Here is a 15541-nt window from a genome sequence, read left to right as displayed (position 1 = left end):
GGCGAACCAAAGAATGTCGCAAGTGCGGTAATTTTCGAGAGATACGGCATGCAAATTATTCGCAGCCGTCAGCGAAGCGATGATGCTTCGAACCCGCAGAAGTTGCCGAAGCCGCAGGGATTGCTTGACGCTAGCGGAAAGAGTTGCCGCAAGCGTCGCGATTTGCCGACCGGATTAGCTGCCGGTCGCTCGGGCGAACGCGATCAGGCGTTCCGCGCCTTGGATCGCCAATTGATCGGCGACCTGGCGGCCGATGTCTTCGGCCCGATCAGGCGGTCCGCAAGCGGAAGCGGTGACCTTATGATGGCCGTCGCCGCTAACGACGACTCCATCGAGAAACAGCAACTGCTTTTCGGGATCGATTCGTCCCCAAGCTCCGACGGGAGCCAAACATCCGCCGCGGAGATTTCGTAGCATCGAACGTTCGGCGAGCACCGAGTAATGTGAAGTTTCGTGATTGAGCGGCGCCAGCAGCGCGGCGGTTGCGGAATCTCGCTCACGGATCTCCAGGCCAAGCGCCCCTTGGCCGACGGCAGGCAGCATCTGCGCCTTGGGGATGACATGGCGAATTCGCTCGATCAATTCGAGCCGCCGCAGTCCCGCTTCGGCCAAAATAATCGCGTCGTACAGACCATCGTCCAGTTTTCGCAGGCGGGTATCGAGATTACCCCGAATGTCGCGAATCTGAAAGTCACGTCGCAAATGGAGCAGCTGCGCTTTGCGGCGCATGCTGCCGGTGCCGATGATCGCCTCGTGCGGCAGACTCAACACGTCGCTAGCCTTGGACGTGATCAGCACGTCTCCATCGGCTCCACGCGTGGGAACCGCGGCAAGCCGGAGACCCTCGACCACTTCGGTCGGCAGGTCTTTCAAGCTATGGACGGCGACATCGATCCGATTATCCAATAGTGCAGCTTGGATCTCGGTCGTAAAAACGCCGCGCCCGCCGATCGAGTCGAGCGGACCTTGCGTTACGTCACCTTGGGTAGCGATGTGAATGATCTCCACATCGGTTCCAACAGCGCGAAGCTGATCGGCGACCCAATTGGCTTGCCACTGTGCGAGCTGGCTGCCTCGCGTTCCAATCCGTATTGCTGGCATGATTCTCTATACGATAAGGGAAGCCAATGTTCTTGCGAGGCGCCGCCCAGACTTGCCCAAGCGAGGGACGCCCTTGATATCGTGATTTGCATATCCCCCGACAGAATACCGCAAGCGGCGGAAATTAGCGAGACTTGGCGGCAAAGGAGGGGGCTATTTCTGCACAAAGGGGGGTGATTGTTCGACCGGCTCCTGGTCGTCTTCATGCATGCCGTTCTGCTGGGCCTCGGCGATTTGCGTCGAAATTCGATTGGCGACTTCACGCGTCATCTGGTGATCCGGAACGACAACGCCGCAGCTCACAATAAACTGCAGGGCTTGGTCCAGCGAGATATTCAGGTCGACGGTCTCACTTTTCTTGACATTCACCGTAAAGCCGGTCGCCGGCATCGGCGAGGTCGGAATGAGCACGGTCATGACCGGTTCGTTGGCGACGCTGCGGATATCCAACAGGCTCTCGCTCGTCACAAAGCCGAGTGACCAGATCCCTTTGCGGGGATATTCGACGGCGACGACCCGCGTGAATTCCAGTTCGCGATCATTGAGCAAGAAGTCGGTCACTTGCTTGACCGACGAATAGACATTTCGCACGACCGGCAAGCGATGCAAGATTTGGCGTTCCGAAGCCGTCCACAAGATCCGTCCGACCCCGATCGCGACAAATTTGCCGGTGAAATACAGAATCAGCACAAAGATGCAGAGGAGCGAGGGAATCGTATAGCGTCGCTGCAGAAAGCGAATCTGGACATATTCCTGATAGATCGCGGCGCCGGAGTAAGGGATCGGCTGATCGTGCAGATTGTCTTGGACCGTCGTGTAAACGTATTCTGGAATCCAGTTTCCGTTGGCGGTCCGATGATAGACCTGGTTGTCGAGCATCGCCGTCTCGTCCCCCGGCTTCGCGTCTGGCATCGTCTGGCGGACATCGCGGATCGCCATCGAAACGACGTAGCGGGCCGTTGACTCGACCGGCATCAGAACATAGTTCTGGACCGTGGTGAGGACCCAAATCAGGATCAACACCGTCAACAGCGGCGGCAACACCAGTCCCAGCCCGCGCAACAGCGCACGGCGAAAGGCCTGGATTCCGCTCGGTTTTTGGGGTTGCTCTTCCGAATTCATATCATGCTGAAGGGGTTTGCTAGCAGTGCGCGGTACTGCACGAACTTCTTCGACCTTCGATAGCCCATCGAGTGATCTGGAAACGCTAGTTTCCTGTTTCGCCGCGTGGCGCACGTGCGGCGACGGCCACGATTACACGAGAGGCGCCGCATTTTTGCATTTTACCGGTTATCTCGGCCGCCGTCGCGCCGCTGGTCATCACGTCATCGACCAACAGAACCGTTGCGCCAGTCAACAAATGTGGAGTTTTCACCCGAAAACCATCTCGCACGTTCGCTCGGCGTGCGGCAATCCGAAGTTCCGATTGCTTACGCATGATTCGCGCGACTTTTATCAAGCGGGGGCAAAATTTCACATTCAGCCGTCTCGCCAACGCCGCGCCGAGTCGTTCGGCGGGATTTACGCCTCGACGAATTCGTCGGAGCCAATAAATCGGCGTCGGAATAACCAGATCAACCTTTCCTAGCCAATCCGTTTGGGCCGCAGTTGTCGCTAACAACTCGGCCATCGCAGCGGCGACCGGTGCTCCGCTGGCTTGTTTCGCCGCAATAACCGCTTGTTGCAGTAGACCAGAATGATCGCCCAATGCGATCACCCCGTCCCATTTTAAACGAAGGTTGCGGCAGATATCGCAATCATCTCGGCCCGGTCCATGGCCAGGCGGAAGTCGATTTCCGCAACGTCGGCAGCGAGCCTCTTCGCGGACGATTTGATCGCAGCATGCGGCGCAATACTCGGCCGAGTTGTCCGTACTGCTGGATAGCGAATCCAGGCAAAGCGGACAGTGGGCCGGCAACAACAGACTCCGCCAAGGCCAAGTCGCCCAGCTTGTGAATTTGCCCCAGTTGATTTTGGTAGGGGGAGTCGACATTTGGCCCAGTATAGGGGAAAGCGGTCGCCGATTCACCTTTGGGAAAAATCTCTGTGCGGGTATAACTCCAGGCGATTTCCCTAACCGTTTCGCCACTAACGTCGAGATTGCCCCGGCCGTGTACATCATCGACCGCTATCTACTGACGCAGTTCATCAAGTCGTTTCTGATCTTCTTCATCAGCTTTACAGGGCTGTATGTCGTGATCGATTCGTTCAATAACCTGGACGAGTTTCTCCGTTACGGCGAGCAAACGGGGCGCGGCGCGTTTCCCATTTTGTTTGATTACTACACGCCGCGGATTTTTACCTTCTTTAACATGACCGGCGGCATTTTGACACTGATTGCCGCGATGTTTACGGTCACTTGGCTGCAGCGACACAACGAAATGACCGCACTCATGGCGGCCGGCATCACCAAGGAACGTATCGTCCGACCGGTAATCATCGCGGTCGGCTTGATTGCGATTCTGGGAGCCCTGAATCGCGAGTTCGTTGTGCCGGAGTATTCCGACGCACTCAGTCGCAACGCGCAAGATTGGCTGGGCGAATCGGCAAAACAACTGCAGCCGAAATATGACAATCTGACCGACGTGCTGATCAGCGGAAATCATACGTTCGCTAACGAGTTGCGGATCGAAGCGCCCAAGTTTCGCCTGCCGCGATCTCAGCCTGGGGTTGGGACGAAACTCAACGCTGAAAACGCATTTTTCAAACCGGCCGAAGCCGATCGCCCCAGCGGCTATTTGTTGGATCAAGTATCGGAGCCGGAAAATCTGGCCGAGATTCCTTCGCTGACGGATCGCGACGGGAACGTCTTCGTAATGATGCCGCAAGACAATCCCTGGCTCGCCCCCAATCAATGTTTTGTAGTCAGCGATCTGACTTTCGAGCAACTGACGGCCAGTCGCGAGTGGCGCAGCAGCGCCTCAACCTGGGCGTTGATCTCCGCGCTCCGAAATCGTTCGCTCGACTTCGGCGCTGACGTCCGGGTAGAGATTCATAGCCGACTAACGCAGCCGTTTCTTGATATGACGCTGCTGCTGCTGGGTTTGCCGCTGGTGCTGAAAAACGACAATCGTAACGTTTTTGTGGCGGTCGGCCTGTGCGGCGCGGTGGTTGTTTTGTTCTTTGGCGTCACGATGGCCAGCCGCGGACTTGGCGCCAACTACATGGTCAGTCCTGCTTTTGCGGCTTGGTTTCCGCTGATGTTGTTCGTCCCGTTTGCGACGTATATGTCGGAATCGATGCGATCGTGAGGACCAGCAGGCAGTAGGTCTGAGCGGACCGGACTGCTGCAATGTTTTTCGTCTTCCGCAAACGGTCTCAATGGAAGACTGGGTAGTTTGTCTGTCCCTCCTGACATCCAAAACGGACAGGACCATCGGACAGGACTATCGGACAGGACTATCGGACAGGACTATCGGACAGGACTATCGGACAGGACTATCGGACAGGACTATCGGACAGGACTATCGGACAGGACTATCGGACAGGACTATCGGACAGGACTATCGGACAGGACCGCTTCACTTTTTTCGATCAAATTGCCCAAGGCGCCCTCGGTTAAAATGGGAAGTTTGGGTTGCGTCAGGCACGGACTGGTCTACGGCTTTACCAATTGGACCGGACCCCGTTTTGAAACGCGAATTGTCAAAGAGCGTCCAAGCCAGACGAGAGATGGCGCGTGGCGCTCGTTCTTGAGTTGGCGGAGCACACGGATCTCTTTGCCGCTGCACGGCAATCGACCACGAATCTGTGCGCTTCGTCAACCGACAATCTTTTAGGAAGGAGCAGCGGGCGCTAGCGAATAGGACTGGCTTACCAACACGGATTGAAGTGATGAGCCCAATTCATCTCTTCTTCTATCGGCTCGCCGTATCAATCCCCGGTGACAGCGGTGCGATCTTGTCGTTTGGATACAGCTTCTTGAACTCATCCAAGTTCCGCTGCACTTTGATGCGTTCGATGTTGTTAGGCAATCCTTGGACGGCGGCCTGGTACCACTGAGCGGCGCGGCTTTGGAGGCGTCTCTTTTCGACCGGGTTAAAACCGGAGACTGCGTCCCACCACATATCGCCGATTTCGGCCTGAAGCGTCGGAGCGGTCGGAGATTCTAACTCGAGCAGCGCCGCGTCTTTGATCTTTTGATTGCTGCATTTGGCGAGGAAGGGGAGTCCCTGCCGCCATTGATTGCGATGGAGACAAAGGTAACGGCCGACCAGTAAGTTTCCATCGGGATTGAAAGAGGGACGTTCGAGCGAAAGAAACTGCGATTCAATTTCGACGTAGACCTTGCGCGCTTCCGCGGTTTGGTCTCGCAATGCGGAGACACGGTTCAACATTTGCGTGTCGTTTTGCGACCGAGCGAAGGTCTCGATGATCGCAAACAATTCGTCGACTGCTTTGAAGTTGTTTCGGTCATACGAAACTTGCCAAATTTTGATCGCAAGTTGCTTGAATTCCTCTTTGCGATCGTGGGGAATGCGAGCCACATTTTCGGTCGCAAATCTCAGCAACTGCAGCTGCTGATTGATCGTGTCGAATTCATACTGCTTGTTCAGTCGCTCGAACGCCTCTTTGGCGTAGACCGGCGCTTTGCCTTTTTGAGCCATTTGATAGGCGAGCGAAAGCATCGCGAATTGCTGAATCGGATCATCGCCAAGCTTTTCTGACGAATCGACGAGTGTTTTGGCGAGTTCCGCTCGTCGGTTATCCGAGTCGGCAGTGCGGAATTCGTTGGCGAATATCTCGCGAATCCGCGCTTCCGCCTCATCTGTTAGCTTGGGATCAGGAATTGGTAATTTGCCGATGCTACGCTTTCCGCCGCTTGCGAGCGGATCGCCAAGAGCAGGCCCTAAATCGCCATCCGATCGCATTATGTTCGCATTCGACGCGACTTGATTGCTGATCGCGGCTGCGTCTGCGATTTTGTCGGCCTTTGATGTTTCGGCAGATGCTGCGTCTCCAAATTTTCGAACATCAAAGCCGTTCGCTAGCACGAAAAAGTCGGTCATTTCGGTCGGCGTGATGGCCGGCGGAACATGGTGCGCTTTGCCGTCGGCAGTCACCACAAAGATGAAGCCTCCGCGAAGTTTTCCCATTCCTTCACGCGGCGCGGCCGGGTTGAACTCGAGATCGAACGGCTTAACCCAGCTGACCGACATCGGGTCGTCCGCTTCTACGATCAACGGAATGGTGCTCAGCGACCGGCGTCCGACCGTGTCCAAGCTGGTCGGGGAAGAAGCCCTGGCGGCACAGGTCGGACCAAACGCCATCAGAAAATTGGTTGCTTCATCTTTCCGCTCAGGCGACTGATAAACCGGCGGAATCTTGCCGGCAAGGGCCAGGTTTTGCTTGTCATTCCAGGGCTTGTCGACGGCAAATTGATCGTACAAATCTTGGTAGCCAAGATACGGCAACAGATGGATTCGCCATCCCAGCAAAGTATTGCCCCGTGCATCTTTACGGACCGCCGAGGGGATCTCCCCTGTTTCCCTAATCATTTCGGCCAGCGCTTCACCGATAATTTCCAGTTTCGCTTGGGTCTCGGCGCTTTTGTCGGCCGGTGGGTTCTTCGCCAGCCGCTCGATACGTTCTCGGCGCTCGGCGTATTTTGAATTGACTGGCGGAGCCTCGACTTTTGGCATTTCTTCGTCCGCTGGCGTCGTTGCTACTGGAGCCGAGGTTTTTGCGACGGCTGGCTTTGCGACCGGAGGTTTGACCGGGGCTTTTTTCTTCGGGGCCGGCGCCTTGGGCGGAGGCGTTGGCTCGGCATCATCATCCGACGAACGACTAAACGAGATCGCGTTCATACGGTTTTCGGCCTCTGAACTGCAACTGCAGCCCCCGTGCAGCAGCGCGAGGAGTAGCAGCAAGACAAAGTACGGTCGTGGAGAGCTGGAATTCATGTTCAAGATCGGTCACCTTCGAAATCGCTATAAGAGGCCGATTCTAGGCGATCACGTCCGCTTCGCTGACCCAAGTCAACGTAAATTCTCACGATCTTTACCGTTTCCTCATCTGCGGTCGTCGATGGTTCAAAATGGGGAGAGTTGGCGCCGGAGAAACTGCGTCCAGCGCCGCTGAGCCGCTCTCCTGGAAAAAGGCGAACTCAGGTTCGTCTGGCGGTATTAGGAGGAAAATTGCAAAATGTAGGTCTGCATGTCGAAGTCACCACCATTTCTCCCCGGAGTTGTTCATGTTGCGCTTGGCGATGTTTGTTGCGTTTGCGGTCTTTTCCGCTTCCTCGTTATTGGCTGCTCCTGCTTCGCAGGGCAAAGTGACCGACAAGGTCTTTCTCGAAGTCGATGTCAACGGCAAACCGGCCGGCCGGATTGTGATCGGCCTGTTTGGCGATACGGTGCCGAAGACGGCCGCGAACTTCCGCGCTCTGTGCACCGGAGAAAAGGGAAAAGGGCGATCGGGAAAAATGCTGACCTATAAAGGGAGCTCGTTCCATCGCATTATCCCGCGGTTCATGCTGCAGGGGGGCGATTTCACGAACGGCAACGGCACCGGTGGCGAAAGCATCTATGGCGCCAAGTTCGCCGACGAGAACTTCGATCTGACCCATGACGGTCCCGGCGTATTGAGCATGGCGAACTCGGGACCGGGGACCAATGGCTCGCAGTTCTTTATCACCACCGTCAAGACTGATTGGCTCGACGGCAAGCATGTCGTCTTTGGCCGCGTGGTGGAAGGGATGGAGGTTGTCAAAACGCTTGAATCCCTTGGTTCGCAGAGCGGCAAACCTCGTGCGACAGTGACGATCGTCAACTGCGGCGTCTACGACAAATAGTCGACGCGTGCTGGAAAATTACGAACGAACCCGAAAACGCCGGCCTCCGCTGCCGGCGTTTTCTATTTGGCAAACGAGCTTTGGGGGGGGTATAAAGGGAGTCCCGACTTTAATCCCCTCATGCAGAAAACTCCCGCCAGAAGTTCTTATCATGCCTAGATTTGTCGCGTTGATTGTTGTTTGGCTGGCTGCTTCCTTCAGCTATGCCGCCGACAAGCCGAACATCATCTTTCTCTTCGCCGACGACTATAGCTACGAGTGTGTCGGAGCCTATGGGCATCCGCTGGTGCAGACGCCCAACTTAGACCAGTTGGCCCGGCGAAGCACCCGCTTTACGCATGCCTACAACATGGGGTCATGGAGCGGCGCCGTTTGTGTCGCCAGCCGCACAATGCTCAACACGGGACGCTTTGTTTGGCACGCCGAGAAAGTCTATAAAACGGCCGAGAATGAGCGTGTCGCCGGGCGTTTTTGGTCGGAGTATATGAAGAAGGCTGGTTATGACACCTACATGACTGGCAAATGGCACGTTCCGGCCAACGCCGCCAAAGCCTTTGAGACGAGCGCTCATATTCGGGGTGGAATGCCGAAAGATACGAACCATGGCTATAATCGCCCGCCGGCTGTGGGCGAAGATCCCTGGTCGCCGTCCGATCCGCAATTTGGCGGGTTCTGGACCGGGGGTAAACATTGGAGCGAAGTGGTCGCGGATGACGCGATCGATTTTCTCGATACGGCGGCAAAGCGGGATAAGCCGTTCTTCATGTACTTGGCGTTCAACGCCGTCCATGATCCGCGACAGTCGCCGCAGGATTACGTGGATCGCTATCCTGCCGAAAAGACCGACGTGCCTGACGACTTTCTGCCTTTGTATCCCGAACGAGAGGCGATGGGCGCCGGGAAATCGCTCCGTGATGAAAAACTAGCGCCGTTTCCCCGTACTCCCCATGCGATTCAGGTCCATCGCAGCGAGTATTACGCGATTATCGAGCACATGGATGCTCAAATTGGCCGAATACTAGATGCGTTGCAGAAAACCGGCAAAGCCGACAACACTTACATTTTTTTTACCGCCGATCATGGATTGGCGGTCGGTCACCATGGGTTGCTAGGGAAGCAAAACATGTATGACCACAGCGTCCGTGTGCCGCTGTTGGTCGCTGGGCCCGGTTTGCCGCAAGGGAACGTGTGCGAAACGCCGGTCTATCTGCAGGACGTGATGGCGACGACTTTGGAGCTGGCCGGCGTCGAAAAGCCGGATCATGTCGAATTTCGGAGCCTTTTGCCGGTGATTCGCGGTGAACGCGACGTGCAGTACGACGCGATCTACGGCGCCTATCTCGAGCGCCAGCGAATGATCACCGCCGATGGGTACAAGCTGATCCTGTACCCGACCATCGCCAAGATCAAGTTGTTTGATCTGACAGCCGACCCGCAAGAGAGGGAAGATTTGGCGGCTAATCCGGATCAACGCGGGCGAATTCAACAATTATTGAATCGCTTGTTGAAGCTGCAAACCGAGGTCGGAGACGATTTGGATCTGAAAAAGCCGTATGCGGATTGGCTGTAGATCGTCGAGGAATTCGCGTAAACCCTGAGAAATGGAGAAGATCGCCGCGCAATCTTCTCTAAATTGCCATTTGCTCGACGGCTCGAAATTGGGGTAGACTTCGCGGTCAGTTTTCCTGTGTGGAGGCCTTGCAAGCCAGTCGCGAGGAGCGTTATACTGGCTCGCTTCCACCATAAGCATTGATTGGAAGCTGTAGGCGATGAAAGTTCGAGCAAGCGTAAAACGCATCTGCGATAAGTGCAAAGTGGTCCGCCGCCGCGGCCGGATTTTCGTGATCTGCGAGAATCCCCGCCACAAGCAACGTCAGGGCTAGATCTCGAAGATCTAGGTTTGACGGCGACTCGGAGTAGTTGCAGCGATAATTCCGCAATAGGAATGAAAAATGCAGCTTCTCCACCGCACGCAACCCGTTCAATTTTAAGCACATAGAGTAATTTCGACGCTGCGGCGTCTTGGCAGGAGTAGAGTTATGCCCCGTTTGATGGGTGTCGACATTCCGAACGACAAACCAACCTGGATTTCGCTGACGTACTTGTACGGAGTCGGACCACGCACCGCTCGTGAGCTGTGCGTGAAAGTTGGTATCTCGCAGGAACGCAAAGCGGGCGAGCTGCACGAAGATGAGCTAAGCCGCATCGCCGGGCTGCTGGAAACGGAATACACCGTCGAAGGTCCCCTCCGCCGACAAATCGCTCAAAATATTCAACGTTTGAATCGCATCGTTTGCTATCGCGGCATGCGTCATCGTCGCGGTCTGCCGGTTCGCGGTCAGCGAACTCGCACCAACGCTCGAACTCGCAAGGGACCGAAAAAGACGGTCGCCGGCAAGAAGGGCGTGAAGGACCTGCGATAATTTTGCAGGCTTGTTGTTCCCCCTTTTGAGAACAATGAGAGACGAGCGAACATTCACCTTTCAGGAGTATTGGCGCAGTGGCCAAGGCAGCAAAGAAGAAAATTCGTCGCAACGTATTGCAGGCGGTCGTGCATATCAAAGCGACCTTCAACAATACCCAAGTGACGATTACCGACGCCAAAGGGGACTCGCTTTGCTGGGCAAGCGCCGGCACTTGCGGTTTCAAGGGTAGTCGCAAAAGCACCCCGTTCGCCGGCCAATGCGCCGCCCAACAGGCTGCCGAAAAAGCGTTAAAGTTCGGCGTGAAAGAAGTGGAAGTTCGCGTGAAGGGTCCTGGTTCGGGCCGTGAAAGTGCGATCACCGCTTTGGCCGCCGCCGGCTTGAACGTTCGATCGATCGAAGATTGCACACCGATCCCGCACAATGGTTGCCGTCCGCCGAAGAAGCGCCGCGTCTAAAAGCGTAACGCTTTTGGGCAGCGCGTTTCTGTTTTCCCCCCACAGCTGTATCGAAGTTCGTCGAACGGAGAGAATCAATGCATATTCGCTGGCGCGGTTTGGAACTGCCGAGCGTCGTTAACTGCGAAGCCGAAACGCTCTCGCCGAACTACGGCAAGTTTATCGCGGAGCCGTTTGAACGCGGTTTTGGCGTGACGATCGGCAATAGCTTGCGACGCATTTTGCTGTCGAGCCTGGAAGGCGCCGCGGTTACGCAGATCAAGGTCCGCGGAGCTCAGCACGAGTTCACCTCGATCCCCGGCGTTGTCGAAGACATGACCGAGATCGTCCTGAACACCAAGGCGATCGTCGTCAAAAAGCATTCCGAGATGACGAAAGTCGTCACGATCGAGAAGCAGGGACCCTGCACGATTACCGGCGCCGACATTCAGTGCGATCCGGAAGTCGACATCATCAACAAAGACATCCACATCTGCACGATCACCGGCGACATTCCGTTCATGATGGAAATGGTCGTTGAATCGGGCCGTGGATACATTCCGGCTACCGAACATAGCACCGCTGAGCACGAGATCGGCATTATCCCGGTTGACGCCGTTTATAGCCCGGTGACGCGCGTTCGCTACGAAGTCGAAGAAACCCGCGTCGGTCAAAAGACCAACTACGACAAGCTGACTCTGGAGATTTGGACCGACGGTTCGATTCATCCTGAATACTCGCTGGTCGAAGCGGCGAAGATCCTTCGCAAGCACCTGAACCCGTTCGTCCAATACAACGAACTCGGCTCAAAGATCAGCATCCCCAGCCGTACGCAGTCGAGCGGTTTGGATCCGGTGCTGGAGTCGAAGCTGAACATGAGCCTGGCTGAGATGCACCTGTCGGTGCGAGCCAGCAACTGCCTGGAATCGGAAAACATCAATACGGTTCGCGACTTGGTTCGCCGTACCGAAGATCAGTTGATGGAAGTCCGTAACTTTGGCGAAACGACGCTGACCGAAGTGCGTGAAAAGCTGAAAGAGCTTGGCCTGCACTTGGGAATGCGTGTTCAGTCGGCGCCTCGCTAACCGGCGCGTCGATAACCGTCATTTGCAATTCACACGCATATAGTTTTTAAGACTTCAGTAGCATGCGACATCGAAAAAAAGGCCGGGTTCTCGGGCGTTCGTCTCCCCATCGCAAAGCGATGATGCGGAACATGGCGAGCAGCCTTCTCCTTTCGCTACGTAGCGACGACGTGAATGAGTCGGGCTATGAGTACCTCTCGACCGATACGCCCGACTCGGGCCGTAACGTGCCGAAGGTCAAAGGCCGGATCATCACCACGATCTCGAAGGCGAAAGAAATTCGTCCGTATATCGAAAAGGTGATCACCCTCGCCCGCAAAGCTTTGCCGCACCTGCGTGCCGCCGAGAAGTTGAAGACGACGGCCGACAAGTACGATTCTAATGGCAAAATGACCTCCGCCTATCGCGAATGGCGCGAAAGCGATCAATGGGTCGCGTGGAACAACGCTCAGGCGCCCGCTTTGGCGCTGCGTCGCCGCGCTGTTTCGCTGTTGGGCAATCATCAAGCGGCGGACCTGCTGTTTGATCAGTTGGCCCCGAAGTTTGAAGATCGCGAAGGGGGTTACACCCGCATTTTGCGTTTGGCCACGCCTCGCTTGGGCGACGCCGGAACGCGTGCGATTATCGAATTTGTCGGTAACGATCGCGATCGGAAGCACGAAGCCGCCGAGCGTCCCGCCTTTGAAGGCGAAACCGCCGCCGCCGGCGAAGAAGCGTAATTTACGCCCGATTCGCTTTGCTTAAAATAAAAGAAAGCCGTTATACTCCCCCACGGAGCATAACGGCTTTTTTCATGGATGGACGATCGACGCATGCGACCTTTGGCGATGACTGGACGACGAGCAATACCGTTGGCAAAGCGAAACCCGCATTCCGGCTTTGACTTCTCTGGAAGCATGCGGCTGTTGGTCGCCGATATGATCGACCGCTCGCCCGAACTGAAGCATATCGATCTCAGCCGGATCGCCGTCGCCGTCGCCCAAGCCCGCAAAGATGTTCCTTACGGCATATTCGCGTCACTGACGCCGCTGCGGTTTGAAGGAGGAGCGGAAGTCACCAAGCGTCGCGGACGCACCTATCGCGTTCAGAGGCTGGCTGACGAACGAGGACGCGAGATGCTCTACATCCTCACGTTCTATCTGCCGCGATTCATGGATATGGACTTTCAAGAGAAGCTGATCACCATCTTCCACGAGCTTTGGCACGTTAGCCCGAAGTTCGACGGTGATATCCGTCGCCTCCCCGGCCGCTGCTACGCTCATTCGCACTCACAAAAAGAGTACGACGAGCAGATGGGCGTTTTGGCCAACAAATACCTGATGACGGCGCCGCTGCGGTCGCTTTACCAGTTTCTCGAACTCGATTTCGCCCAGTTGCATCAACAGTTCGGCCGCGTCTACGGAATCAAGATCCCGCGACCGAAGATGGAACTGGTTGAACCGGCGCCGACGAAAGCGAAATCTCGTCGACGCAAGACGGGTTAGTCCAACTGCTTTCTAAACCGCGCAATGCTGGCCGTCAAAATCACCAGGCAACAGATCGACAGGCCCGCGATCGATGGGACTAGATCAATAAAGTCGGCGTCGCGGAGGACGATGCCGCGGAGGATCTCGATGAAGTAGGTCACTGGGATCGCAAACGTGATCAGATAGATCGGTAGCGGCATTTCGCTGCGCGGGAACATGAAGCCCGAGAGCAGCACCGACGGCAGCATGATTAAAAAGGCGAACTGCAGCGCCGCGACTTGGGTTTTGGCTAAGGTCGAGACCAACAGGCCCAGGCCAAGTGAGCAGACGATAAACAGGCCCGACAGCACGATCAGCAGCATCAGGTTGCCGCGGATCGGCACGCCAAAGATGTAGACCATTACGGTCAGCACCAGCAGCATTTCGACCATGCCGATGATCGAATAGGGGACCAGTTTCCCCAGCACCAGGCCAGCACGCCCGACCGGCGTCACAAATAGTTGTTCCAACGTTCCCAACTCCCGTTCGCGCACGATTGCGAACGCCGTCAGGAAGAGCGTGACCAACTGCAAAATAATGCCGACCAGGCCAGGTACAAAGAACCGGGCGCTTTCCAGATCGGGGTTATAAAGCAAGCGTGGGCGAACATCGATCGGCAGGGCCAGTTCGCCCCACTGATCGCGAGCTGGCGCTTTTTGTGCATCCGTCGCGGCTGATTTGGCCCGACCAATCGAAAGGTTCAAGCCAAGCAGCGCCACGGCGTTCTGCGCCGTGGTCGCAACTTGAGAGTCGCTACCGTCGATCAATACTTGCACCTGCGCCTGGCGACCTTGCGCTAGACTATCGCTGTAGTTGGGCGGTATCAGCACGCCAACTTTCGCCCGGCCCGAGGTGAGCGAGCGTTGAAAGCTTTCTTCGTCATAGACTTTGCCGATCAATTTCAGCTTGCGCGTATTGACCAGCGAATCAATCAAGCGCTGGCTATCTTGTCGACCATCAAGGTCGTAGACCACCATCGGAATGTTTTCGATCTGAATATCGATCGCGTAGCCGAATATCAACACCTGCATGACCGGCACGACAAACATAAAGAAGAGCGTGCTCGGTTGACGGCGAATGTGCGACATTTCTTTGACGAACACGGCCAACAGTCCATCGGTTGAACGTCCCGTGAGCGTCGACTCCTGATTTTTGTGCAGAGCAGGGGATGGCGCCGATTCTGCTTCGACTTCGTCCGGGGAATCCTCAGTCGCCGATTCCAAACGGACCGTCTTCGCCGGATCGCCGTTGTGGTGACGCTCTTCCGCATTTTTGGTGAGCGTGACGAAGACATCTTCCAGTGTCGGCGCTATTTCGCGAATCGGTAGTTGATCGACCGTCGTCCCCAGATCGGCGGCCAGTTGCTCGTGCGTGTAAGATTCGTCGACCAACGCATGGATCATTTCGCCAAACAGCGTCGCATCGCGGACCTGTTCGACGTGGATCAATTTGGTGAGCCCTGCCGATGGATTGTCAGCGTCAATCTCGATCCGTCTGGTCCCCTCCGGCGTAACGTCGGGCAATTGCTTCAGTTCTTCGCCGCGGCCGAGCACCAGCAGTTTCGACATGAAGATATAGCCGACATCGGTGCAACGTTCCGCTTCGTCCATGTAGTGAGTTGTGACGAACAAGGTCACCCCTTGCGCCGCCAACTCAAACAGCAGGTCCCACAACTGACGACGCGCAACCGGATCGATACCGGCAGTCGGCTCATCCAAAAAGAGCACATCCGGTTCATGGATCAGCGCGCAAGCGAGCGCCAATCGCTGCTTCCAGCCTCCCGAGAGATTGCCGCCCAACTGATCGATTCGATCGTTCATGTTGGTCAGTTCAAGCACCGCTTGGCGACGCTCCGCTAAACGTTCGTCGGTCAGTCCGTAGATGCGCCCGTAGAAGTCGAGATTCTCGCGAACCGACAGATCGCTATACAGACTGAACTTCTGCGACATGTAGCCGATGCGGCGTTTGATCGCTTCCGGATCTTGAAGCACGTCATAGCCCAGCACCGATGCGTCGCCGGAGGATGGCTCTAGCACGCCGCAGAGCATGCGGATGATGGTCGACTTGCCGCTGCCGTTGGGGCCGAGCAGGCCGAAGATGGCGCCGCGGCGAACCTCGAAGCTGACGTCGTCCACGGCGACGAGATCGCCGAACGAACGGGAGAGTCCTTCGACTCGGATGACTGGCTCGCTCATGA

The 15541-nt window shown here is 56.2% G+C and carries 14 protein-coding genes; 9 read left to right on the top strand and 5 right to left on the bottom strand.

Annotated features, from left to right (window positions below; all coding sequences use genetic code 11):
* Positions 1 to 174: 174 nt before the first annotated feature.
* The 3 genes from hemC to M4951_RS20875 all read right to left on the bottom strand — a co-directional run bounded on the left by hemC (position 175) and on the right by M4951_RS20875 (position 3094).
* A complete protein-coding gene (gene hemC / locus M4951_RS20885; RefSeq protein ID WP_262023562.1) occupies positions 175 to 1101 on the bottom strand; it encodes a hydroxymethylbilane synthase in 927 nt (308 codons plus the stop codon).
* 153 nt (positions 1102 to 1254) lie between these two features.
* Positions 1255 to 2223 carry a DUF502 domain-containing protein gene (locus M4951_RS20880; protein ID WP_262023561.1) on the bottom strand — a complete coding sequence of 323 codons (969 nt, stop codon included), beginning with the start codon at positions 2221 to 2223 and terminating at the stop codon, positions 1255 to 1257.
* A gap of 85 nt (positions 2224 to 2308) precedes the next feature.
* Entirely contained in the window at positions 2309 to 3094 is a 786-nt protein-coding gene (locus tag M4951_RS20875) for a ComF family protein (protein ID WP_262023560.1), read from the bottom strand.
* A 118-nt stretch (positions 3095 to 3212) separates the two neighbouring features.
* Here M4951_RS20875 and M4951_RS20870 point away from each other — a divergent pair, with 118 nt between their 5' ends.
* A complete protein-coding gene (locus M4951_RS20870) occupies positions 3213 to 4352 on the top strand; it encodes an LptF/LptG family permease (protein WP_262023559.1) in 1140 nt (379 codons plus the stop codon).
* A gap of 606 nt (positions 4353 to 4958) precedes the next feature.
* Here the strand turns inward: M4951_RS20870 and M4951_RS20865 are convergent.
* Positions 4959 to 7004, bottom strand: coding sequence for a DUF1559 domain-containing protein (locus M4951_RS20865; RefSeq protein WP_262023558.1), 2046 nt, complete (start codon positions 7002 to 7004; stop codon positions 4959 to 4961).
* A 290-nt stretch (positions 7005 to 7294) separates the two neighbouring features.
* Here M4951_RS20865 and M4951_RS20860 point away from each other — a divergent pair, with 290 nt between their 5' ends.
* The 8 genes from M4951_RS20860 to M4951_RS20825 all read left to right on the top strand — a co-directional run bounded on the left by M4951_RS20860 (position 7295) and on the right by M4951_RS20825 (position 13323).
* Entirely contained in the window at positions 7295 to 7894 is a 600-nt protein-coding gene (locus tag M4951_RS20860) for a peptidylprolyl isomerase (RefSeq protein WP_262023557.1), read from the top strand.
* A 151-nt stretch (positions 7895 to 8045) separates the two neighbouring features.
* Positions 8046 to 9464 carry a sulfatase-like hydrolase/transferase gene (locus tag M4951_RS20855; RefSeq protein WP_262023556.1) on the top strand — a complete coding sequence of 473 codons (1419 nt, stop codon included), beginning with the start codon at positions 8046 to 8048 and terminating at the stop codon, positions 9462 to 9464.
* Between the two features lie 199 nt (positions 9465 to 9663).
* Positions 9664 to 9777: a 50S ribosomal protein L36 gene (gene rpmJ / locus M4951_RS20850; protein WP_002655270.1), complete on the top strand. Its 114-nt coding sequence runs from the start codon at positions 9664 to 9666 to the stop codon at positions 9775 to 9777.
* Between the two features lie 156 nt (positions 9778 to 9933).
* Positions 9934 to 10317: a 30S ribosomal protein S13 gene (gene rpsM, locus M4951_RS20845; protein ID WP_202595007.1), complete on the top strand. Its 384-nt coding sequence runs from the start codon at positions 9934 to 9936 to the stop codon at positions 10315 to 10317.
* Between the two features lie 77 nt (positions 10318 to 10394).
* Positions 10395 to 10775, top strand: coding sequence for a 30S ribosomal protein S11 (rpsK, locus tag M4951_RS20840; protein WP_002655268.1), 381 nt, complete (start codon positions 10395 to 10397; stop codon positions 10773 to 10775).
* A 77-nt stretch (positions 10776 to 10852) separates the two neighbouring features.
* On the top strand, positions 10853 to 11839 hold the full coding sequence (locus M4951_RS20835; protein WP_262023555.1) for a DNA-directed RNA polymerase subunit alpha: 987 nt from the start codon (positions 10853 to 10855) through the stop codon (positions 11837 to 11839).
* 62 nt (positions 11840 to 11901) lie between these two features.
* Entirely contained in the window at positions 11902 to 12558 is a 657-nt protein-coding gene (locus tag M4951_RS20830; RefSeq protein ID WP_262023554.1) for a bL17 family ribosomal protein, read from the top strand.
* A gap of 132 nt (positions 12559 to 12690) precedes the next feature.
* Positions 12691 to 13323, top strand: coding sequence for a putative metallopeptidase (locus M4951_RS20825; protein ID WP_262023553.1), 633 nt, complete (start codon positions 12691 to 12693; stop codon positions 13321 to 13323).
* Here the strand turns inward: M4951_RS20825 and M4951_RS20820 are convergent.
* Positions 13320 to 15539, bottom strand: a complete 2220-nt coding sequence (locus M4951_RS20820; RefSeq protein WP_262023552.1) for an ABC transporter permease — start codon at positions 15537 to 15539, stop codon at positions 13320 to 13322. The two genes, M4951_RS20825 and M4951_RS20820, sit on opposite strands and share 4 nt — an antisense overlap.
* Between the last annotated feature and the right edge of the window lie 2 nt (positions 15540 to 15541).

This window comes from Blastopirellula sp. J2-11, assembly GCF_024584705.1.
Lineage (GTDB): Bacteria > Planctomycetota > Planctomycetia > Pirellulales > Pirellulaceae > Blastopirellula.
Note: the sequence above shows the minus strand (reverse complement) of the source record. Positions and strands in the feature narration are given on the sequence as shown.